The organism is Bradyrhizobium sp. in8p8 (assembly GCF_000426845.1).
GTDB lineage: Bacteria > Pseudomonadota > Alphaproteobacteria > Rhizobiales > Xanthobacteraceae > Bradyrhizobium > Bradyrhizobium japonicum_C.
On record NZ_AUGD01000008.1, the window covers coordinates 15342 to 36747 of the forward strand.

At 57.8% G+C, this 21406-nt stretch carries 19 protein-coding genes and 1 pseudogene; 9 read left to right on the plus strand and 11 right to left on the minus strand.

What is annotated here, in order from left to right; genetic code table 11:
• Positions 1-197: 197 nt before the first annotated feature.
• Positions 198-590 (minus strand): hypothetical protein, encoded by a 393-nt coding sequence (locus K408_RS43450; protein ID WP_245265906.1) that lies wholly within the window; start codon positions 588-590, stop codon positions 198-200.
• 280 nt (positions 591-870) lie between these two features.
• On the opposite strand from K408_RS43450, the gene K408_RS43455 reads away from it, so the two are divergent.
• Positions 871-1371 carry a DNA2/NAM7 family helicase gene (locus K408_RS43455; protein WP_024340665.1) on the plus strand — a complete coding sequence of 167 codons (501 nt, stop codon included), beginning with the start codon at positions 871-873 and terminating at the stop codon, positions 1369-1371.
• Positions 1287-1864: pseudogene (locus K408_RS43460) on the plus strand (AAA domain-containing protein). The gene K408_RS43455 and the pseudogene K408_RS43460 overlap by 85 nt, the downstream one beginning before the upstream one ends.
• Positions 1865-2161: 297 nt before the next feature.
• On the opposite strand, the gene K408_RS42150 reads toward K408_RS43460, so the two are convergent.
• The gene (locus K408_RS42150; protein ID WP_155248561.1) at positions 2162-3049 is read right to left on the minus strand and encodes a hypothetical protein; all 888 of its coding nucleotides are present in this window, start codon (positions 3047-3049) and stop codon (positions 2162-2164) included.
• Between the two features lie 425 nt (positions 3050-3474).
• Here K408_RS42150 and K408_RS42155 point away from each other — a divergent pair, with 425 nt between their 5' ends.
• The 4 genes from K408_RS42155 to K408_RS42160 all read left to right on the plus strand — a co-directional run bounded on the left by K408_RS42155 (position 3475) and on the right by K408_RS42160 (position 7717).
• On the plus strand, positions 3475-3978 hold the full coding sequence (locus K408_RS42155; RefSeq protein WP_155248560.1) for a hypothetical protein: 504 nt from the start codon (positions 3475-3477) through the stop codon (positions 3976-3978).
• Between the two features lie 1271 nt (positions 3979-5249).
• Positions 5250-6554: a type 2 periplasmic-binding domain-containing protein gene (locus K408_RS0120220; RefSeq protein ID WP_155248559.1), complete on the plus strand. Its 1305-nt coding sequence runs from the start codon at positions 5250-5252 to the stop codon at positions 6552-6554.
• 66 nt (positions 6555-6620) lie between these two features.
• Entirely contained in the window at positions 6621-6824 is a 204-nt protein-coding gene (locus K408_RS0120225; protein ID WP_155248558.1) for a hypothetical protein, read from the plus strand.
• A gap of 98 nt (positions 6825-6922) precedes the next feature.
• Complete coding sequence (locus K408_RS42160) at positions 6923-7717, plus strand: hypothetical protein (RefSeq protein ID WP_155248557.1); 795 nt, start codon at positions 6923-6925, stop codon at positions 7715-7717.
• Here the strand turns inward: K408_RS42160 and K408_RS41160 are convergent.
• Complete coding sequence (locus tag K408_RS41160) at positions 7694-8173, minus strand: 2OG-Fe(II) oxygenase (protein WP_196232383.1); 480 nt, start codon at positions 8171-8173, stop codon at positions 7694-7696. The two genes, K408_RS42160 and K408_RS41160, sit on opposite strands and share 24 nt — an antisense overlap.
• Before the next feature lie 166 nt (positions 8174-8339).
• On the opposite strand from K408_RS41160, the gene K408_RS40325 reads away from it, so the two are divergent.
• Positions 8340-9428: a class I SAM-dependent methyltransferase gene (locus K408_RS40325; protein WP_024340659.1), complete on the plus strand. Its 1089-nt coding sequence runs from the start codon at positions 8340-8342 to the stop codon at positions 9426-9428.
• Between the two features lie 930 nt (positions 9429-10358).
• Here K408_RS40325 and K408_RS38305 read toward each other — a convergent pair.
• The 8 genes from K408_RS38305 to traA all read right to left on the minus strand — a co-directional run bounded on the left by K408_RS38305 (position 10359) and on the right by traA (position 20615).
• Positions 10359-11741: a primase-helicase family protein gene (locus K408_RS38305; RefSeq protein ID WP_051350482.1), complete on the minus strand. Its 1383-nt coding sequence runs from the start codon at positions 11739-11741 to the stop codon at positions 10359-10361.
• Between the two features lie 10 nt (positions 11742-11751).
• The gene (locus K408_RS41165; protein ID WP_080654901.1) at positions 11752-11997 is read right to left on the minus strand and encodes a helix-turn-helix transcriptional regulator; all 246 of its coding nucleotides are present in this window, start codon (positions 11995-11997) and stop codon (positions 11752-11754) included.
• Positions 11998-12105: 108 nt separating this feature from the next.
• Positions 12106-13116, minus strand: a complete 1011-nt coding sequence (locus K408_RS0120255; RefSeq protein ID WP_024340656.1) for a hypothetical protein — start codon at positions 13114-13116, stop codon at positions 12106-12108.
• Positions 13113-14423 carry a tyrosine-type recombinase/integrase gene (locus K408_RS38310; RefSeq protein WP_245265905.1) on the minus strand — a complete coding sequence of 437 codons (1311 nt, stop codon included), beginning with the start codon at positions 14421-14423 and terminating at the stop codon, positions 13113-13115. The genes K408_RS0120255 and K408_RS38310 overlap by 4 nt, the downstream gene beginning before the upstream one ends.
• Positions 14424-14553: 130 nt before the next feature.
• Positions 14554-16206 (minus strand): recombinase family protein, encoded by a 1653-nt coding sequence (locus K408_RS0120265; RefSeq protein WP_024340654.1) that lies wholly within the window; start codon positions 16204-16206, stop codon positions 14554-14556.
• An 18-nt stretch (positions 16207-16224) separates the two neighbouring features.
• The gene (locus K408_RS38315) at positions 16225-16413 is read right to left on the minus strand and encodes a hypothetical protein (protein ID WP_155248555.1); all 189 of its coding nucleotides are present in this window, start codon (positions 16411-16413) and stop codon (positions 16225-16227) included.
• 901 nt (positions 16414-17314) lie between these two features.
• Entirely contained in the window at positions 17315-17530 is a 216-nt protein-coding gene (locus tag K408_RS0120275) for a helix-turn-helix transcriptional regulator (protein WP_024340652.1), read from the minus strand.
• 118 nt (positions 17531-17648) lie between these two features.
• Positions 17649-20615, minus strand: a complete 2967-nt coding sequence (gene traA, locus K408_RS0120280; protein WP_024340651.1) for a Ti-type conjugative transfer relaxase TraA — start codon at positions 20613-20615, stop codon at positions 17649-17651.
• A 171-nt stretch (positions 20616-20786) separates the two neighbouring features.
• Here traA and K408_RS0120285 point away from each other — a divergent pair, with 171 nt between their 5' ends.
• Both K408_RS0120285 and K408_RS0120290 read left to right on the plus strand, forming a co-directional pair.
• Positions 20787-21113, plus strand: a complete 327-nt coding sequence (locus K408_RS0120285) for a conjugal transfer protein TraD (RefSeq protein WP_024340650.1) — start codon at positions 20787-20789, stop codon at positions 21111-21113.
• A 1-nt stretch (position 21114) separates the two neighbouring features.
• Positions 21115-21384 (plus strand): conjugal transfer protein TraD, encoded by a 270-nt coding sequence (locus K408_RS0120290; RefSeq protein WP_024340649.1) that lies wholly within the window; start codon positions 21115-21117, stop codon positions 21382-21384.
• Positions 21385-21406: the final 22 nt, after the last annotated feature.

The window sequence follows — 21406 nt, forward strand, 5'->3', positions numbered from 1 at the left end:
AGACTGGCTCGAACATTTGCTAGCCAGATTAGCCGCGGGAAGGCGATCGACCGACCTCAGCCTAAGCCCGTCGAGATCAGCGAGGATCTCAGTGACTGGAAGCGTAAGGTTGCAGCCCTCATTCCGAAGCTGACGGATGGTGTCCCCGACGACGTCACCCAACGAAGTGCAGAACAGCAGGCGCGTTGGCTGCTCGCCTACTTGTTGGATTTCTTTGGACGGGAGAACAAGGGAACAAGGCGGTCTGGTGGGAGTTCTTTCGCTTGAGCGACTTGCCGGCCGAAGAACTGTTGCATGAGCGCGCGGGCTTGGCCGAGCTGACCTATGTGGGAACTGTGGGCGTTACTTCCAAAACGCCAGTCCACCGCTACCGGTTTTCGGCTCAAGAAACGGATATTCGGGTCGACGCCGACCTCAAGTGCGTAGGTGGTGATAAGTTTGGGACGGTAGTGGCAATTTCGTTTGATGAGCGAACCGTCGACATCAAAAAGCGGAAGGATACGGCCGGCGTTCATCCTGAGGCGGTTTTCGCCCACACATTCATCAACAATCAGGTCCTTGCCGACACAATCTTTCAGATCGGCGAGCATGTTGCAGACAAGGAATCGAAGGCTCCGGAAACTAGCGGGCCGCCCGCGATCTTTTGCTCAAGATCGCACCGCGTCTCGTTAGTGGTGAGCTGCGCAAGAGCGGAGAGAACGCTTTAGATTCGGCGAGAAGGATCGCCCTGTCGCTCGATCAAAGCGCCTTCCCTGTGCAGGGTCCCCCGGGCGCTGGCAAGACCATATCGGTGCGCAGACGATCCGCGAGCTGGCCAGCAAAAAGCTAAAGGTGGGGGTTACGGCAAACAGCCACAAAGTCCTCCGCCACATGCTGTATAAATCCCTCGAAGCCGCGGCCGAAACCCAGGTCGCAGTTCAGTGCATCCAAAAAGTCTCTGACGACGAAAAGTCGCTCCCGTATCTTCAGTTTGTGAAGCAAAATCAAGAGTTCATCGATGGGCTAAGCACGACCTGCCAGGTCGGAGGCGCCACCAGCTGGTTCTGGGCGCGTCTGGACGCCACTGGAATCGTCGATGTCTTGTTCGACGAAGCGGCGCAGATGTCGCTGGCCAACGTTCTGGCGGTGTCGCAGGCGGCACAGAGCATCGTGCTGTTGGGCGATCCACGGCAATTGGAGCAACCGATCCAAGGCAGCCATCCTGATGTAGTCGCGGTTTCGGCGTTGGATCACATTTTAGGAGAGCACGCGACGATCGAGGGCTGTTTCGGGAAGAGACCTGGCGAATGCACCCCGATATCTGTGCGTTCACGTCCGAACTCTTCTATGACAATCGCCTCCATTCGCGGGCCGGCCTGGAACGGCAGTTGATCAAGTCAAAAAGCCGGGCGAACGGTACGGGACTTCGCTACCTGGCGGTGCCGCACGAGGGAAACCAGAATTCCTCGTCGGAGGAGGTCGAACAGGTTCGCGTCCTGGTCGCGGAGATCCTCAGCAGCGGGACCACTTGGGTCGATAACAAGGGCGCGGAGGCACCCGTCACGCTGAGCGATATTCTGATCATCGCTCCGTACAATTGCAGGAAGCGATCCCAGGCGCGCGCATCGGCAGGGTCGACAAGGTTCAGGGGCAAGAGGCGCCGATCGTGATCTACTCGATGACGACGTCGAGCCACGCTGATGCCCCGCGAGGCATGGAGTTGCTGTACAGTTTGAATCGATTGAATGTGGCGACCTCGCGGGCAAAATGCCTTTGCGTCCTGGTGGCATCGCCGCGTGTGTTCGAAGCCGAATGCCGCACGCCGCGGCAGATGCAGCTGGCGAACGCATATTGCCGGTACTTGGAACTGGCCAAATCGCTGTGAGGTCAGCCAGAGGCCGGCTTCTTCTATAATTTTCCATATGCGATTTCTTCGATACGGGCCGTCATAGAAGCATGTGTTCGACTAGCGTTTGAGCTTAATCACGATGGATCGAGGCGCACGGAACGAGGGGCGCGCATCCCGAAAGAGTTGCGAGTGCAGACCTCACGTGTGACGATCTTTAGCGACCTTGCCCAGACTGAACTCGTAAAAATCGAGTAGGTGAGCATGCGGGGCCCTAGCTGATCGGGATTTTTGCGAGCCTAGCTGCGGCAAGGCGTATCGGTGAGAGTCTCTCTATCACTTTCTGGGAGCGACGACATCTTCGCAACGCTCGCCATACAGCGCTTGATAGCGTCGGCATGCATCTTCCGCTTCCTCTGGAATTTCTACTCGAGTTTGTTCTTCGCTCCTCTGCTGTAGGTCGCGGAATTTCCATCGTGCTTCGCGCATGACCGTGATTTCAAGGCTGCATCGTGCCTCGGCCATGGCCGAACTGGTTCTTGGACACCGACTTGAATCCACCGGCTCATAGAACATCTGCTCACCGGTTGAACGGGTTCCGAAGTAAGTCTGCTTTCCCGTCATTGAACGAAGTCGAATACGGTCAGCGTTGGCACCCAAAGCGCCATAGCCGATATCGGCGCAATCGCCATTCTGGCCAGCTCCTGGTAATTCCGGCAACCGACCATTCGCGCAAATGAAGCTCCATTCTATCTGGTCTGCCCTCTTGGGTACGAACTTCTCGCCGGTCTCGAAATTGAGATTGACTTGAGAATCGATGCGTCTATCGCTGATCCGGCTTGTACCGGCGCGCACTAGGGACGTGTCCAGTGCCGCTACCAGATTCTTATTCGCTCGTGCCAATCGCGAGATCTCTCGCACGCTAGCGGCCGCCGCTGCTTTGGCCTCCGCCATGTGGTCTTGAAGTTCGCGAGTTTGGTTACCGCTTTTTTGAGCAGTGTCGATATTTGCCCGATAGGACAAATACTCACCCGCTGCCAACAAGAGCAGCGTGCCAGCGGCAAAAGCGACCTTTACCACACCTATGATGGTGACACGTCTCCACCACGGAGGGGGAACGACGTATTCTTCTTGCGGACGAACCGTCTTTAGGTCTGAAACACTTAGAACAGCGGTTACAAATGCAAAGACGGCCAAAAGCAACTTGATCACGAGTGCAGTCACGGCCACTCCTCCACACGGTGAAGCTAGCAGTGTTGCGCTTTACATTGAAGCGCCAAAGCCGGAATTCATGTCTGAAGCCTACCAGCTGCCTCGCCTCGCCTTTTACGTCCGCGGAAGACGTCGAGACTGCAGACCGCTGTCAAGCGGTCACTCATCGAATGTCTGATGCTGGAAGATGCTTGCCGGCGGCTAGTTTGATGTCGAGTCGGTCGACGAGTGTACCGCTATTGCTCAGCCGCAATTTTTCGCCCGGCGCCCGCAGCGTTCGGTGGGCATGTTCACGGGTTCGGGTGCGGTTCGTTCCCGAGTGGGGACGCCGAGGTTCGAGCCACCGAATTGCAGTTTTCGCCTATAGATATCTGCAACTGATCGTTGTATCGTTGATATGCGATAGGGTAGGCCGTTGACTAGCGGATGGAGCACCCATGAAGTGGAGGAAGTTAGCGTATTTTCCACTGATATTGTTCGCTTACGCAGTTTGTTTTGCGGTTGATGGAGCAGCTCAGGATAGTTCACGTCCAACGCGCGTTGGTGACTGGCGCCTAGAGTATATTCAGAGCTCGGAAAGTGCCGATCTCAGAGCTGTTGGCGGTCGTGATTTTCATCTCATCTATACTTGCTTGAGCCGCGGCGAAGCCATTCTGGGTTTGGCCTTTTGGGGGCCAGACATTACCGGCGACGGTCCGAACGACACTCGCCAGTTCACGTTTATCGCAGGACAAAAAAAGGAGACGTTCCAACTAAGCACCCCTCGTGGAGGCGTTTATCACTTTCGTTCTCAGGATAGAAGGGCGGCGATGAACTTGATCTCGTCGGTGAAGGAATTATCGGTCAAGTTTATTGGGCTTTCAGGAGAGCAAAATGTTGATTTCCAAACTGAGCGCGCCGGCGAAGCATTCGCAGCTGTCGGTTCGCGTTGTCCCGGATAACCGTTTCTGCCCCACTATTGGCGAACATGCAGCATGACAGGCAACCGCCCGCTCAATGTGTCGTCGCGGCCGCCACCGTGAAGCGTGTTGGCCTGCGCGTTCAGATGATCGTGTCGCCGGCGCTCTCCGGGTGATACGAACAATCAGCGGTGTCGCTTCCGAAGCCACATTCGAAGGAGTCTTGACCTGCATAACCAGTCAGTACGTCGCCGCCGCCGTTTACCCTGAATGAGTCCAACGCGGCGCGCCTAATTCACGGCCAATCGTCCAAACTCAGCAAATGAAGCACCATTCGACCGGCGCAGAGCGACCGGCGATACCCCCAAGCGGGACCGAGAAGTGTTTTCACGCCGATTATGGGCCTATGATATGTCGCAATGCCCTGACAAGATGCTGAAGTTTCTGGTCATCGGCCGCTCCCGACACTAACACTAACGATTCTCCGCTAGGGAGATTTAGAATTTTCGCCAATGCCTCTCGTTCATCAAAGCTACTTGGAAATCCGACCGCGTCGAGATGCTTGTTCCACGCGTCTCCGATTGATGTTCGCCCATATTTTGCGCAGAACACGTCCCCGCGATTCTGGGCGATAACGTCCCCTCCACAGTCTTCGGAAAGATTCTTTCTTGCGAGTTCGATCTGAGACAGAGCGCGGCGGGCCTCTGCTACTCTTGACGCGGACTGTGCCTCGGCAGTCGAGTTGTTAGCGGCAAGATGCAATAGTGTCGCTATTAAAACCCGATGAGAATGCTTCTTCACGCCCAACTCCGGTTCCACGCTTCCAAGGCGACCTGCCCAGCTCCACACATTCTGCAACTCTGTCTAGGGCTACCTATTTACAAGATTGATAATCAGCTTCGAGCTGAAATGCGCAATTTACCTTCTCCGCTATCTCCCCGCAGCCCTTTTTCAACCCCAGCAAGCTAACAGTTGCTCTATCCCATTCGCCTTCGAGAAATCGGATAGAGCGGCGATTTTGACACAGCAAGTCCGTCTCGAGCGGGTAAGAGATAGCGTGAAGTGTAGCGCCACTCTGACTCCAGCGCTGAACTATCCAGAGACGGCGCGCCGAATGAAGGCGAGCGCTAGATTCCTTTTACGTCCTTCTAATCTTGCATCAATAGTAAGCGCGTCAACCAGCCGATGCCTGATTGATTGGCCGCCCCGTCACGTTTCTCTGAGCGACGCTCGTTCCCTTGACAGGCGTTGTCAATGGTTGCAATGTTGATGGAACACATCTGGGCTTATTGCGGGCTTCAGAGGAGAGTAAGATGCTCGCACGCTGTAATTCGCGTGGGTTGAGCGTTATTTATCTTTTGGTATTGCTATTGCTATTGTCGAACGCTTTGGCGCCAAGTTCAGCCAGGGCCGCAGAAAACGAGCGCGGCTGCAAACCCGGGCGGCCGGTCGAGCCCATTACGCTACGCGTCGCCTTTTACCCGTACACACCGGATCGAATTGCGCTTTTTCAAATGATCGAGGAGATCTTTGAGTGCGAGAATCCAGGCGTGGATGTGGTGTTGGTGTCTACTAAGAACGCTACCAAAAATTATTACAGCGATGACGACGCTGCGAAAGAGGGGTTTCGTTTCGTCGAGGCCGACGTTTATGAGATCGATACCATCTTGCTTGCCGATTTTATCGCCGTTGGAAAAATAGCTACGGTTGAATTGCCATTTCAAGATTTTGCTCGTGAGGCGATCGAAGCAGTCACGCGTGGAGGCAAGATATACGGTGTGCCGCGTTGGCTCTGCGGCAATTTTCTATTCTACCGCAAGTGGGACGATGAAGTTCGGACCGCGCGCACGTGGACGGAATTGCGGTCAGTACTAGCAGCGCGGAAGGAGGGCCTGTTTGTCGATTTCAAGGGCAAATCTACGCTTGGTGAGTGGTACCTAACGGCACTTTCGTCGTCCATGGGGGTCGACGACGCGCAGAAGTTCGTCATGTCCAACTCTGCGTTGGATAGCAAGGCGGTCATAGCTCTCCAAGAGATACTTGCTATGTGTCCGCTAGGATTCTGCCGGAGTAGCGCGTTACATGATCGAGCGGGGTACTACGCGCGAGCATTCGTACGTGGCCAGGCTGCGGCTTTTGTTGGCTATTCAGAAACGATTCACTACGGACTTCGCGAAGCCGCCGATGGTTGCCTTCCGACGTCGGGCTGCCTTCGCGAAAGCGACATTGCGGTGCGTGCCTTGCCGCAAATGCAGGCCGGGCAGTCCGAGCCGGGCGTCGGTTGGGTCGATGCATTGGCTATCGACGCTGGGTTGCCTGAAGACAAGAAGGCGCTCGCGCTTGCCTTTGTTAAGCGGACAGTTTCGGAAGACGCTTACTCTGCAATTCTGGCCCCGGAGTGGCCTTATAGCGCCCGCTATCTCTTGCCGGCGCGGCGCGGGATAACAATCGATAAGGCGCCATTGTATCCGGCATTTCTATCCGCTCATCAGGGGCGACACACGGGCACCCTAAAAGGTCTCAACAAAAAACTTCGAGAAGCTGCGAAAGACCTAGACTGCCGGCTGTCGATTGATCGAGACGATCTGGAGACGCTTAAAGATTGCCTGGCGAGGTAGTCAGGGGAGAGAATAGGCACTGCACTGATACTCGCTTAACGTCATCCCAAAATGCAGGAGGTTTTGATGGCAACCGCGTCGAATAAAGACACTCAACCTGTCGAGTTCGCTTTGTCAGCTGAGGATTTGCAAAAGCTACAGACCGTGCAGGGAGCGACTACCGCGATTAAGGGATTCGTCCGTGACGGAAAGTTGATGATCACGGGGATTCAGCACGAGTTCAAATCACCATTCATGCACAACTGGCCGCCGACTCCGGACGAAGACTAGGGAGGGGAACAGAACCGGTAGACGCCCAAGGCGTCTGTCCCACCAAGCAGGTTGTGTGGAACGTCGGGTTTTGAACCACGTGAGAGAAGGTAGCGATAGTGCAAAACAAGCTCTATGAACAAACGCTTTGGGCGCTTCCGACCAAAAGCCATAAGGCGATGCCTACGTTCCTGACCGCTCTTTCGAACGCTTGCCAAAGCTCGCCGCCTCCCTATGGCGAACAGTGGTATGCGACGGCGTATGATCGCTTTGCCGGCAATCCGGATTGGTTGGCTGCGTCCTTCTTCACCTATGCTTCTGAAGAAAGAGATGGAGCCAGACGGCTAGCGGTCCTAGCTGACCAAATCGGGCCTCTTTTGCCGAAAGCTCTCCCCGTTGTTTGGAAGCACGCACGCGACGAAGCTCGACACATCCTATATTTTCTCGAACTTTTAGACCACGTGTTTCCAAAAGCGCCTCAAGACTTGACGGCGCGAGCATCATTGGAGCACAACAACCCACTCGAGCGGGTTTCATCGAAAAGGGGCTCAGCCGCGGCTTCTCGCGTCGTGTCCGAGGTCGTTCGGATCAATATTGGTGAGGTCAAGAACCGCGTGCACCTTTCGATGATGCGTGGTTGGGCTATGGCGTACTGTCCGAGAAGTCAGGCGAGCCGTGTTGACCAAATTACATCCCGGCTCATTCAAGATGAAATCAATCACATCGCTTACACTGGGATGGTACTTGAGATGCTCCACAGATTGGGGCTGGCCGCCGACTTGGCCGAGCACTACAGTTCTGAATTCCGCGCGTTCAACGATCAGCTTCTTGGCGAGCTAACGTGGCATAACATCAACCCGACATTGCAAAAGACGGCTGAAATGCCTCACTCACGAGGCACCCGGTGCACGTGAGAGCCAGTTTGTCGCGATATACTTTTCTCCGCTCAATACAGTTTCGCCCCTGTGAATTTCGTCCGACGGAAAGAGGATAGCCTGCCCTGGAGATGGCTTCAGACTGATACCTCTTCGAGGAAACACGGTGCAGCCACCAATAAAGTCGTCGTTCAAATACGTCACGATGCTGAAAAGTCTCGTGCTGGATGGGTCTGAGTCAGTATGGTCGACATAGAAGCCGCCGGACGCATACTTAACAATTGTTGTCGCAGATATCTGCAGCTCCGATAGTTCCTTTCCTATGCGTGCTGCGGCAATCGAAATAGTCTCCGGAATATCATGAACCATCGGCGGGCAGCGCCTTGCAGGGATCGTCATGCAGTGACGGACATCCCGCTTCACTATTCTTTCCCCAGCCGGGCCGCCTACTCTTGCTGGATTCCAGTCGCCAATAGCGCGCAGGATTTCAACCATCTCGGCGGCTTCTCGGCGAGAGAGAATGGGGATTAGCCATATCCGTGGCGATGCCTCAGGAAATGGGCTCGGTATGTTGATACTCCGCTTGCCGTTGTGTCGTCGAATTACCATCGTACCACGATGAGTTGAAAAAACTATAGCCGCTAAATCGCGAGGGCGCCTGATGAGCAATCGATATCAAGAAAGTTGGAAGGCTGCTTATCGAAACCGCCAATGCGCATGGGACACGCGCGTTCCCTCTCCGGAGCTCCTCTCGCGCCTGGAGCAACTGAAACTTCCGCCAAGCCGTGTGCTCGACATCGGATGCGGAACAGGTGCAAACGCGCTCTTTATGGCAAGGCAAGGCCATTCCGTGTTCGCAATTGATTTTGTCGAGGCTGCCATTGAGGAAGCGCGAAGGCTCGCGGACGAGCAGGGGCAAAGCGTCGCGTTCAGGACCGCAGATTTTTTGACCTTAACGGATTATAGCGAGGAGTTCTCCTTCGTCTTTGACAGTGGCGTCTACCACTCCATCAGGAAATATGCCCTGAAGCGATATATGGAGATCGTTTGGCGCGTGATGAAGCCAAAGGCCCTTTTCGTAACGCTGGTTGGCAATCCGGAGCATGCTGAGCGCTGGGGACCGGCGCGAGTTACGGCAGCCGAATTGCTAGCAGAGCATCATCCTTATTTCGAATTGCTCGAGCTCAAGCAGTTCCGTTTTGACTCCACCATCGATGATGATCGCCCGCTTGGTTGGTCCGTTTTGCTGCGCAAGAGGACTACACCTCAATCTCTTACCGCGCTGATGCCGGGCGTCGCCACCGCGACGGATTTCACGGTGAGTCCTGTCGACGATATTCCCCTCGTTACGCGCGTCGAACGAATCATAGCAAGGATAGCGCTTTCTGATTACTTTCCTTGGACGATGGTACTGAGCGTACGACCTAACCCCGGCGGTGATTTCGGAGATCTCCTCATCGAGTACACCGCGCCGGAGAGGACAACGGGCAAGACCAAGACCATTAGATACCAACGTACGGCCGCGTTTAAAGCGGCTTTGTCGGACGAAGAACTTCTACATATTATCGTAACAAACCTAGTTGTGATTGCTGTGCATGAATTGCTTGAGAACTTTACATTCGATGGCGAAAGGTCGTTCGACCCGCATACCGTTGCGCGGCTATTGGACAGTCGTTACGCGGAACTTGCGATGTTGACGCCCACCGGAGCTTTAGACGAACGGTTTCCCGGCGTTCGCAGGATGAGTTAGCGCGGCGAGCGGTGGCTTCACAGCGGTTAGCGCGCCGCTGATAACGATAATCTTACGATTTTACACTGGGAGCAGAGTACGCTGACGTAGTTCTTCGAAAAGATGAAGAATGTTGGATTACAGTTCCTCTCCCTCCGGCGAGAGAAATGCAAAAATTCGGAAGTATGGCTCGCGTCTTCAGCGAGATCTTTCGATCTGAGAGCCATGCAGGGCGCTGGCGTGTCAACTTGTCAACCGTGTCAACCCAAGAACTACCCGAACTGGCTGGCGGATTTCTGGGGCGCGCTAGGGCCGTACCGGGTGGGGTCCGGGAGGGACCCGCTCCGACCAAGAACATCTTAGTAAACCTGAGAGCAATGCACGAGCAGCCATTGGCTGCTAGGTTCGTTGTTCGCAACGCAGCGGACCTCGGCTGCGAGTTGGGCGGGATGCCTACGGGCCATTGCGGCCTTCGCTTCAGCACCGGCGACGCAGGCAAGCCTGTGGCGCCGCTAAGCTGCTGCGAAGACGCCGCAGTTCGTTAGGCTTTCCCAGGCGAACGATAAGGCTCGCGGTCGGTCGCCTCCCGGATATCGCGACCCATCATTGGTGCCGCACTGTTGCCAGGCAGGCAGCGGATGCTGATGACCGACGAGTTATCCACCACTAGGGCGCCGTGGCGCACCATCTGGGCCATCTGCTGCTTCAACCCACGTACGGCGGGCTCGGCAATAAGACCGGCGGCCCCCTTTCGTCTGATCCGGGCTACGACCGGGCGGAGTGCTCTATCGTCAAATGCCCTGCGGTACAAAGCATAGGTCCAACCCGTCCTATCCGTCTAAGAATAAGGAGAGTCGGTAGCCGGAGCGAGCTCGCCCCGGCGTGACCGATCTCTAAGATAATGGACGGCTCGGACCGCCTGGACGGCGGCGGTGATGCAGAGAAGCAGGATCAAACCGGCACGCCCTCGCCGGCCTCTTCGTCAGGCGCGTGCCAATCAACCGGCTGCCCGAGCAATTCTTCGAACTTGGCTCGCGCTTCTTGCAACGAAGGGAACACATATCGGTATTGACGCAAGGCTTTTCCCTGCTCCACCCGCTGCACGGGCCTTCGCTTGGTGACGCCCAGCTTCATAATCGCCTCGCCGAACTGCGGTTTGGCAACTCTTCGCCTTTCTCCGATTTGCGAGGACCGCTTGACATAATCATCGAAGAGCAGATCTGTCGAAATCTCTTCGAGCCACTCGTGCACATCACTCGTTGTCGTCCCATCGACCAGCCTTCCGTACCAGTAGGCCTCAACCGAATCGAGCGAGAGTAGCTTCTGGTCGAGCAGAGCTTTCGTTCTCGGAATCCTGCGCAAGTTCAATTTTGAGAGATCAAATTGTTGAAGATCAAAAAGCAATCGTTCGCGCCCTCCGTTGTTGAGCTCAGCCTCCATCTCCCCGAAGTACGAGTGATTCTGAGCGCAACGCGGGTGCACGTCCAGTACGCAGAACCGCCGTTCGTCCTTTCCCGCGGGAACGACCCAACCCTCGTTTGAAGTCATGATGCATCGAACGTAGTTCGGCATCCGTACGGCATCGAGGCCCTTGCTCTCAATCATCTGATATTCGGACGTGATTAACCCTTTCAATCGTCCCTCAGCCGATTTGTCGCCCGCCCACACAGCCTCGTCCGCCTGCAAAAGAAGACAATGCGCCATGTGGCCGTTGAACTGACCAGTGACGTAGCGCCCACTATCAATTTGAACGTAGTGGGCCGCTATCAGCGATCCGAAGACCTCTCCCAGTTTGCTCTTGCCAGATCCCATCTTGCCCCGAAGAACCAGGGCAGTTCCCAGCTTTTCCCTAGGTTTCTGAATGATGTGGGCGAACCATCCGAATACGTAGTCGTACAGCCGCTGGTCGCCGTTGCAGATGTTGTTGAAAAGGTGATCCCTCAGGATGCCGTACGTGCCGTTTGGTGAGGCGGCTACGGAGAAACCACGCCACAGATTGAGGTGATTTGGCTTGGCCGGTGCACCATCGGGATTCGGGAAGAATTCCAGTCCAGCATATTGCCGGCGCTTTGGATGCGTCAGCCAGGCTTTTCCCAAGGCAACGGACCGGACAGCACCCGTGGCGTCAGTGACCTGGATGCGTCGATTGGCAAACCAGGCACTGAATGCATCAACGGACCGAAACTGATAGGAGCCTGTTGGATCGCAGTAGACCACGACCGCTTTGCTTCCCCAAAGGGTGAAAGCATGGCAGGTATTGATCTCGTCGATTTCGGGAGGAAGGTTGCCCTCAATAAGGTCAACGACCCTCATCGTCTTTTCGTATTGCGTCATCGGCGTGCCCTCAAACCGCTGAGGTACCGGCGTCTGACGTCGAGCGTCGCCGGCGAGAGCTCATCCACGCGTCCAAGTCGGTCAAACCATACCTGACGGAGCGCCCGACCTTGATTGCGGCAGGGCCGGTCCCGGAAACAAACAGCTTTGCCAAGGTGCTTTCGCCGAGCCTCAAATAGCGGGCGGCTTCCTTACGAGTCAGCCAAACCGATCGTTGGCCAGCGGCAGGTGTTGAATCAGTCATAGGTCTCTCCATGCAAGATGGGAGACCTGTAGATCGCTAGAGGAATGATCTGGCAGATGCGGAACACCGGAAAAAAATGAGATCGATCCGTCCTGGACGGATGACGAATATTCGGACGTTCTATTCCGTCCGGCTTTGGGCCCGTCGTCTCCGAGCAGCCTGAACAGCCTCGGCGTCCTCGCCGAAAGGCTCGAAGTCTGGATTGTCCAGATAAGGATCGAAATAATACGGCGCCCAAGCGGCGCTGCGTTGAACGACCCGATGACCATCGCGATGTTCCGTTACGGGAACGTACCCATCGTCATTGGCAACGGACCGAAAGCTGTCGCGATCGAATTGGTCATACTCCGGGCGCTTGGCCACGTTATCCAGAACGGTCCGAATTTGCCGTTCAACTGAATCGGTCCCACCAACGCTGCGATAAGCTGCCTCGGCAAAGTCCTCGAATGGTCCACCTCGCGCGGGGTTGCTTCCGGTCATGAGCCGCCAAGTATATCCGATACCTTCAACGAGCGTCTGTCGCCAAATGTCTCCCCTATTTGAGCTTGGTGTTAGGCGCGCGATTTCGGCTTGGCCATCCCGACGTAGATTGCCGAGGCGATAGTGAAGTTCAGATAGCAGAGGCTTTAGCTCGCGATTGTGGATCTCTGCGAACATCATACGTTGTGTGAAATCGTCGGCCTCGAAAGTCGAGCCGTCCAAATTATAGGGATTATCGAAAAGACTGACGATATCAAGCTTATCGATCGTCTCGATCTTCCGTTGAAGCGCATCGGCGGCTGCCGTCAGTTCTTCGATTCGCATTGTCTGTTTTTGAGCTGTCTCGGAAACAGCTAGCACACGATTGGCTGCAACCAGAGAGCGCCAAAGCAGGTGACGGCCAGCAAAAAAAGGGTCGAGGTCATCATCGTCGATCAAAAACAGCATATTCGCGATGGTCGATCTGTCCATGTTCAGACGGATCTTCGCTGTTTTCCTATTTTGCCGAGCAATAAGACCTTGAATTTCTCGGTCGATATCAAGCACTCGCGGCGGGCGACAGCGCGGAGCGAGCTTCTCGTATTCCTCTACGCCAAACAGCCAACACCATGCATCTTCGCTGGAAAGCCCTTGGATTTCCTTATTGCTCATACGTCGCTTTCAGCGCTAGTAAGTCCAAATTCTGCAGCAGCTTCGACTGGCTCACCCATTGCCTTGGCGATTTGCGCGGCAATCTCATTTGAGGCCCTCCGCAAGGGATCGTTGTCCAGATGCGCATATCGCGCCGTCGTTGCTGGCTGCGAGTGTCCCAAAAGTTTACCGATGATCGGAAGCCCGAAGCCCGCGCCGGCGCCGTAGCTGGCGTGGGTGTGGCGAAGGTCGTGGATCCTGACCCCGCCCAAGCCGGAGCGCATGCTGATGAGTTTCCAAGGCTTGTTGAGGTCGTGTCGAGGTTGGCCGGCAATATCGCTCGCGATCACGTAAGTGTCGACCTTGGGGACCCTGCAGAGGACGTCGACTGCAGGCGCGTTGAGAATGATCGCCTTCCGCCCCGTCTTACTATCCGGCAACAGGAGCAGTCCGCGCTGGAGGTCGACATACTCCCACTTGAGTTCAAGAATTTCTCGAAGCCGGGCGCCAGTGAGGATCAAAAGCCTTAAGGCGGCGGCGACATGAGGGCCGATCTTGGTGCGCCCGTTCTTCGGGATGTGCTTCGCCTTTGGTTGGTCTTTGTCCACAGACCAGGGGATGCCCATCGTTTCAGCTTCACGAATGGCATCCCCCATGCGGCCGAGTTCCGCAGCGCTCAAGAACCGTTCGCGGCGCTGCTCGCGAAAGGCTTGGACGTGACTGGCGGGGTTGTGTCCCTTGGCGACGAGGCCGCAGACGGCAGCGTACCGAAAGACGGACCCGACGAACTCGACTACTCGATTCGCGGTCATTGGCGTCTCCTTGCCGATCTTCCGGTGCATCTTCGAAACGTCGGCGCTGTCGAGCGCATCGAGCTTGCGGGTGCCGAGGAGGGGAGCGGCGTGCTTACGGAGATAGATGCGGTAGTTCACGACCGTGCGCGGCTTGAGCTTTGTCTCGGCCTCCTCGCTGAGGTAGCGCTCGCCGAAGTCGGCGAAGGTTGGCATGGCGCGCTCGGTCGAGCGCTTGCGGGCGGGGTCCTGTCCGAGGGCCACCGCGGCGAGCGTGGATTTGGCCGCAAGCCGAGCCTGGTCTGGAGTCATCGCTGAGGTCGATCCGAGCACCATCCGGGTCTTGCCGACACTTCGCCCGCCGGCGCCGCTGCGGTATTCGACGCACCACCTTTTGACGCCGGAGGGGAGCACCTTGATGCAAAAGCCGGTCAGGTCACTATCGTAGAAGATGGTCGGCTTCTCGACCTGCGAGATCGCGTCGATCGTCCTTTTCGTCAGCTTCAATACCGGCACATTGCCCCTCAGAATCGCCACCGAGTCGCCACCGTGATGGGAATGGCAGGATATCTCGGGAAATCACGATGCCTGAGTTCAGTAGTATTTTGAGAGACTTAGGTAAAGCTGGAAGTCTTGGGATAAGCCCAGGAAACTGTGAAATTCATACTCATAACCTGAAGGTCATAGGTTCAAATCCTATCCCCGCAACCATCTCGACTTGCGAAACCCCGGCCCCTGTGGTCGGGGTTTTCGTTTTGAGGGAAACGGCCAAGATTCCGGCTAGATCGCCCCGGACGTCAATCTTCAAGTCGCCGGCCTCGGGCGTGAGCAGGATCTCCTTCACCAAGGTCCGCAGAACCTCGCCGGCCTGAAGCCGGGTTGCCTCGGAATCGTCCTGTAGCGCCGTGTGGAGGGTGCTGACCTGTTCCCGGTAGAATGTCGCCATCTCGGGATGGAGAAGGGGCGGCGGGATCTCGGCATCGGCCAGCTGCCGCTCAAGTGCAGCCTTTCGGTGTTCGAGCTGGACCATCTTGGCGTTGATCGCGTCCGCCGCTCCGCCCTTGAGAATCAATTCGAGCAGCTTATCCAGCTCACGCTCGATCCGCCTCACTTCCGACCGTGCCGCCTCGATCGTGGCAGAGCCCTCCATCCGAAGGCGGTTCATCTCGCGTGTGAATTCGTCGCAGAATTCCTTGAACAGCGTAGGGTCCATCAAATGATATCGTAGAGCGTTGAATACTCGCTCCTCCAGCCGTTTTCGCTGGATACTTTTCCGGTTCTCGCAGGTCCCCTTGTTCCTGGCTGTCGAGCAGCCGATGAGGTCGGCCGAGATCATGGCATATCCACCACCGCAGCAGGCGCACTTTATCAAGCCGGAGAATATGTATCTTGGTCGCCGACGGTCGCGGAAACTGTTCTGCACTTCGCGGCCGTCCTCTCCGCGCTTGGTCTTGATAGCGGTCTGTCTTGCCTTCGCGGACGCCCAAAGTTCGTCGTCGACGATTCGTAACTCTGGCACATCTTGTACTATCCACTCCGCGGCCGGATTTGGTCGCGCCTGTCGTTTACCCGTGTCCGGGTCTTTGACGAAGCGTTGTCGGTTCCAGACTATTCGACCGATGTACATTTCGTTGTTCAAGATGCCGTTGCCGCGCTTGGCGTTGCCGTTGATGGTGCTGAAGCCCCAGTCGCCGCCGCTTGGCGCTGTGATACCCTCCTTGTTCAATTCGGCAGCGATACGCTTTGCTGATTTGCCGACGACATAGTCGCGAAAGATGCGACGAATCACTTCGGCTTCTGCTGTGTTGATGACGCGGTCGCCTCGGATAGGCTCACCATTTTCCTGAAATTGCTTGACGACATCATAGCCATAAGAATTCCCACCGCCCGATTTGCCAAGTTCGACACGGCCACGTAGCCCGCGGCGCGTCTTGTCGGCGAGGTCCTTTAGGAAGAGAGCATTCATTGTGCCCTTGAGACCGACATGGAGATGCGTGACCTCACCCTCGGACAGGGTGATGATCTTTACGTTGGCGTGAACCATTCGTTTGAAAAGCCCGGCGATGTCTTCCTGGTCGCGGGAAAGCCGATCCATCGCTTCGGCGAGCACGATCTGGAACCGACCCCGCAGAGCATCGGCGATCAGCGCCTGGATGCCCGCGCGCAGCAGCGACGCGCCGGAAATTGCGTGGTCGGAATATTCGTCAACGATTTGCCAGCCTTGCTTTTCGGCGTACCCGCGGCAGACCCGAAATTGGTCAGCGATCGAAGCGTCACGCTGGTTGTCGGTGGAGTAGCGGGCGTAGAGTGCGATCTTCATGAAACGATCTCCTGCCAATCAGGAGCGTTTCGGACGACGCTCCTCGATGAGTTTTCCGTAAAATTCCCGCGCGGCGTGGCGAGCCAATAGGCGCACAAATTCGACGAGGCGCGGATCGGGGCAGTTCAAGCTCTTTGACGCAAGCGCCAACTCCGGTTCCGTGAACCGGGCGATATCCGTTTGCTCTGGAGTAACCAGCTTCTTCATCGCAGCGCCACATAAGACCGATTGCACGGTGAGGATCCCGAGCACCATCAGCGCTACGATTGGCAGTCACAACGAAAATCAGCTGGAAGGATTTGGATAGGGCCGGGGGCTTCGGCCGAATAATTTCTGGTACTGGAGCGCGGTATCGCACTTCTGTGTCGTGCAAATACTTGCGTGCTTCGGTTGATCTTAAAGTCGATGATAACTTCGCGGTCATCATTTTTCGTCCCGTCGGGGTTCCTTCTACTTGGACCCGGCAATCCTTTGGAGCTTCGGCGAAAGCGAAGTTTCGTGGAAAATCGCGTCGAATTAGCGGCGGGATATCCCTATCTCCTATCTGCTTGCCGAGCCGTCGCCAGGCCGGCGCCATCCGGTCAAGGCCGGAAACCGCGAAGCGAGCGCGCGAATCGCGCGAGCCCGGAGAGGGATGGCGCCGGTCTGGCTCTATGGGGGACAAGCAGGTGATACGTTTGGGATATTGATAGCCCCTGGGTACGGCGATAGCCCCAAGCCCGTTTCTTCCCAAAACTGTTAATCGGCTCGGGCTCCCGGCGCCGATCAGCACGTCAAGCTATTGATCCAATTAGCGGCGGAGGGCTCACTTGCGGGCTTACTCACAGCTGCCAATCCCATTCCGAGATGAGAGCGCGATCGCGCCTCCAATCCCCCCTGGTCTGCCTGATAAGCTATCACCGGGGCGACGACATCCAGTCAATGCTGGCGCGAAGCGCCACCGCGAGAGCGGCTTGGCATTGACGGGATGGTGGCGCTCCGGTCCCATCCCCGTAAGCAGGCCATGCCCGCCGCTCCCCGCTAGCAAGGGGACAGCAATAGAAACTCAAGCTGCTCCGATGATGCTGTGAGCGACCGGACGCCGGCCTTCTCGAAGTCCGCAACGGCCTCAACAGACCTCATCGAACTGGCCTTTCGGACGCCACGATACCGGATCGGCGATCCAGCGGTTGATGTCGGATTCGCGCCAGCCAGCGCCATGGATACTGATCCTGATCTGGGGTGGGAATGTCCCCTCAGTGATCTTGCGGTAGATGGTCGACCGGGATAGCCCGGTTCGGAAAAGGACGGTTTTAAGGCGGATGATCCGGTCTGGTTCGGGCATGGTAACGCTGCACCCTGCTGACTGCTCCTGATCCAGACAGAGCAAGCAGTTATGCGCGCGCAATCGCTTTTTTTGCGTCGTCGTACGGTGGCGTGCGGCCGGCCGAAAATAGTCGGAGTTAAAGTCCGAGGCCCCGGCCTCTGCCGAGGTCGATGCCGTGGCTGAAGGCCAACTCCTGGCCGAGCCGACGGCCTGATTCGAACGCGATGCCGAGATCCCGCTTGCGGTTGGCGAGTATGGATTCCAGTTGTGGATCGCGTTCGAGGCTCTTGGCCATGGCGCCCATTGCCGAGCGCGTGGTCTTGTAGCCGGCCATGTCGCCCGCCTGATACTGGCGTAGGCTGCTCTGGTCGAGCTTCTGCCAGCGGTCCACGAAACGGTCGGCCCGGCGGCTCGGATCGGTGCGGATTTCGGTTTCGAGTTGGAGAGCGCGGATGGTGCGGTTGACCCGGCCGCCGGCCGCCTCACGGACAAGTTCCGGATCCTTCTTGTAGGCGGCTTCGGCGTCTTGCGAGCCATAGGGCCGCAACTCCTCGAAGACCTTGCGGGCCTCCTGCAATTCCTTCACCTGCTCGGGGCTGGCCTTGCCGCCCGCATCCTGGGCGCTGAATATGGCGTCCACGGCGCGAGCATGGCGCTTGAGGGCGTCGGTTCGGGCGTTCCGCAACGCCGCCTCGCGATTATCGACAGTCTCTCTCGTTGCCGCAGGAGACTCTCGGTGTGCTTCCTCCCTATCTGGCCCGAGCGCGCGATCCGCGGACGGGCGCAGGCCGTCGAACATGTTGCGTAGCTTCTCGGGCACGACCTTGCGCACGATCTCGGCCACGCGCTCGCGGAAGGTGATCCCGCGCTGCTCGGCATAGCCTTGGGCCGGATCACGCTGCTCGTAGTCTGAGGCCATGTCCTTGGCCCGGTCACGCGACAGGGTGCTGACGAGCCGGTCCGGATTGGCAAAATCGTCGCGGCCATAATGCAGGTCGATGCCATCGCGGTGTCGTGACAGGGCCACATAGCTGCTATGGGTATCCATACCCGGCGTCGCCAGCACATGGGTGCGATCTACCGTCATGCCCTGAGCCTTGTGAATGGTCGCGGCATAGCCATGGTCGATACGGTTATAATCCTTGAGGTCAAAGCGAACGGATCGGCCGTCGTCGGTCTGAACGGTCATGGACTGCGCGCTCACCTGTTCGATGGTCCCGAGTGTGCCGTTCTTGACGCCAAGGCCTCGTTCGTTTTGCAGGAACATGACGCGATCCCCGCTGGCGAAGTTTCTCGCGCCGCGCTCGACCGTCAGGCGTAACTCATCGCCCAGATCGCCGGCGGCCCGCATCCGCTCGCGCGCTGCCTCGTTCAGTGCGCGGACCTCGTCGTTGGTGTGGGTGAGGATGATCCGGCTGCGCTCCGGCGCAGACTGCCGGTCGCGGTCCCAGCGGTCGATCAGATCGTTGCGCGCCTCATCCCTTGTCGCCGCCTCATGCACCATGCCATGCGCTTCATAGGCACGGATCGATTCGCCGGTTCTGCCGGTCGCCAGATCGCGCGTTGCGTTGCGCTGCCAGTCCTCCCGCTGACGGCGCACTTCGCCGATTTCCGCGCCGCCATGACGCTCATGGATCGACCGGAAGGCCGCGCCTGCTTCGATGGACTGCAACTGCTTGGGGTCGCCGACCAGCACCACTTTTGCGCCAGCTTCGGCAGCATGGGATAGCACGCGCTCCAACTGCCGCGTGCCGACCATGCCCGCCTCGTCGATCACCAGAACATCGCGCGCGGTGAGTTGGTCGCGGCCCTGTCCCCAGCCATGCTCTAGGCTGGCGATGGTGCGTGACGCGATGCCCGATCCGCTTTCGAGATTCTCCGCGGCGATGCCGGACAGCGCCACGCCCCGCACCTCATAGCCCGCCGCTTCCCATGCCTCCCGCGCCACGCCCAGCATCGCACTCTTTCCCGTTCCGGCATGGCCGATCACAACACCGAGATCGCGCCCGTCCGTGACATGCGCCAGAGCGTCGACCTGTTCGCCCGAAAGGACGAGACCGCGCACTTCTGCATGCTCGAACGCCGCCCGCCTGTGAGTGTCGTTCATCTCATGGCGCTCGCGTCCTGCAATGAGTTCGGCGGCGCGGTGCAGGCGCTGTTCCGCCTCGATCATGGCGCGAGTTGTGAAGCGATCTTCGCCGCGAACGTCCTTGCCAAGTTCGACTAGATCAGGGGCATTGCGCATCGCGCCCATAACTTCGTTGAACTGCTCGATCCTATCGCTATGCCGGTGCGCAAACTTTGCCATGTCGCGGAGCGTGAAGGTCGATTGCTGCCGCGTGATCGCGTCCAGCCCCAGATCGGGATTCGCGATGATCCTCTCGCCATTGCCGCGCGCAATCTCGCGATGCATTTCTGCGCGGTCGGCCTCGATCCTCTCGCCCTCGATGCCCCGATCCTCAATGCGAAGCGCGGACGCGCCGATCTGGCTTTGCGGCTCCAGCGCGACGCCCTGTGCTTCCAGGCTACGATGGTCGATGCGCGCGTCGATGTCGAGTTCGGCTAGCCGCTCGTTGGCAAGCTCGGCCCAGCGTTCGCGCCAGCGCTCGACCATCTCCGTGCGGTTCCAGTCCCGCACCTTCGGGCCAAAGCCGTCCTCGGCCACCGCCCGCATCGTCAGCATGACATGCGCATGGGGTTTGGGCAGGCCGTCTTCACCGATGTCCCAATGTACGTTGAGATCGGCGATCATGCCCTGATCGACGAACTCGGCTTGTACGAAGTCGCGGGCGAGTTCGATGCCCTGTGACTGTGTCATCTCGCGCGGAAGGGCGAATTCCACTTCGCGGGCAAGCTGGGCGTCCTTGCGGATTTCGAATGCCTCGATATCGTTCCAGAGCCGTTCGCGGTCGCTCCACGCCTCCGGTGCATTCTCCGGCAGCATCACCTCGGAATGGACGACGCCGCGCTTGCTGGAAAAGTCATGGCTGCGGTCTAGGCGCTCGTCGCGCAACCGCGAGCCCGAGCGGTAGGCGGCCGACGCCACCGCGCTGGAGCCGGACTTGCGGCCAATGACCTTGACGTGAAGATGATAGATCGCCATCGCGATCAGATCAGTGGCACGGCAGAGCGCACGTCGGAACGACGTATAAGCGCGCCCTCCCTCGAAAAATTCTCGGGCGGGATTACACCGTCTCAAACCGTCCCGGCGACCCTACAGCATTATGCCCAGGGCTCAACTATCATCCCCTCATCAACATTGCTGGAGGACGTGATGCGCAAGCCGCGGGATTTCGACGGGGAACTGAAAGCGCTTCAGGACAAGGCGCGCGACCTCAAGAGCCGCAAGGTGCAGCAGCTCGGCGAGCTGGTCATCGCCACCGGGGCAGATAGCCTCAACGTCGATGAGCTGGCAGGCGCGCTGATCGTGCTGACTGAGGCCAAAGATGCTGGAAAGAGGGAGGCGTGGGCCAGGCGAGGAGCTGCGTTCTTTCAGAGCCGGGTGCGGCGAACTGCACCGGCAGCTGAGCGCCACACTGGCGGCGCTCGGGCGCAACCGGGCGGCGCGCCACCGTCAACAGGCAGCAAGGGCGCGGCATGATATGCGCACCTGGCAGGTCGAGCGCCGCAAGCGCACGCGGCACCTTATCGAATTGGGCGGCCTTGTCGTCAAAGCCAGGATCGTGGACCTGACCGGCGATGATCGCGCCATCATCTTCGGCGCGCTGCTCTGGATGGCAGACAGGCTCAAAAGCAATCAAGGCGAACAGGCGAGAGCGCTCTGGGCTGCAAAGGGAAAGGAGGCATTCGCTGTGGAACGGGCGACAGATGCGCCCACCATCTTGCAGGAAACGCCGCAGGATAGGGCATGATCGATGGCGGGCGGCGCGGAGA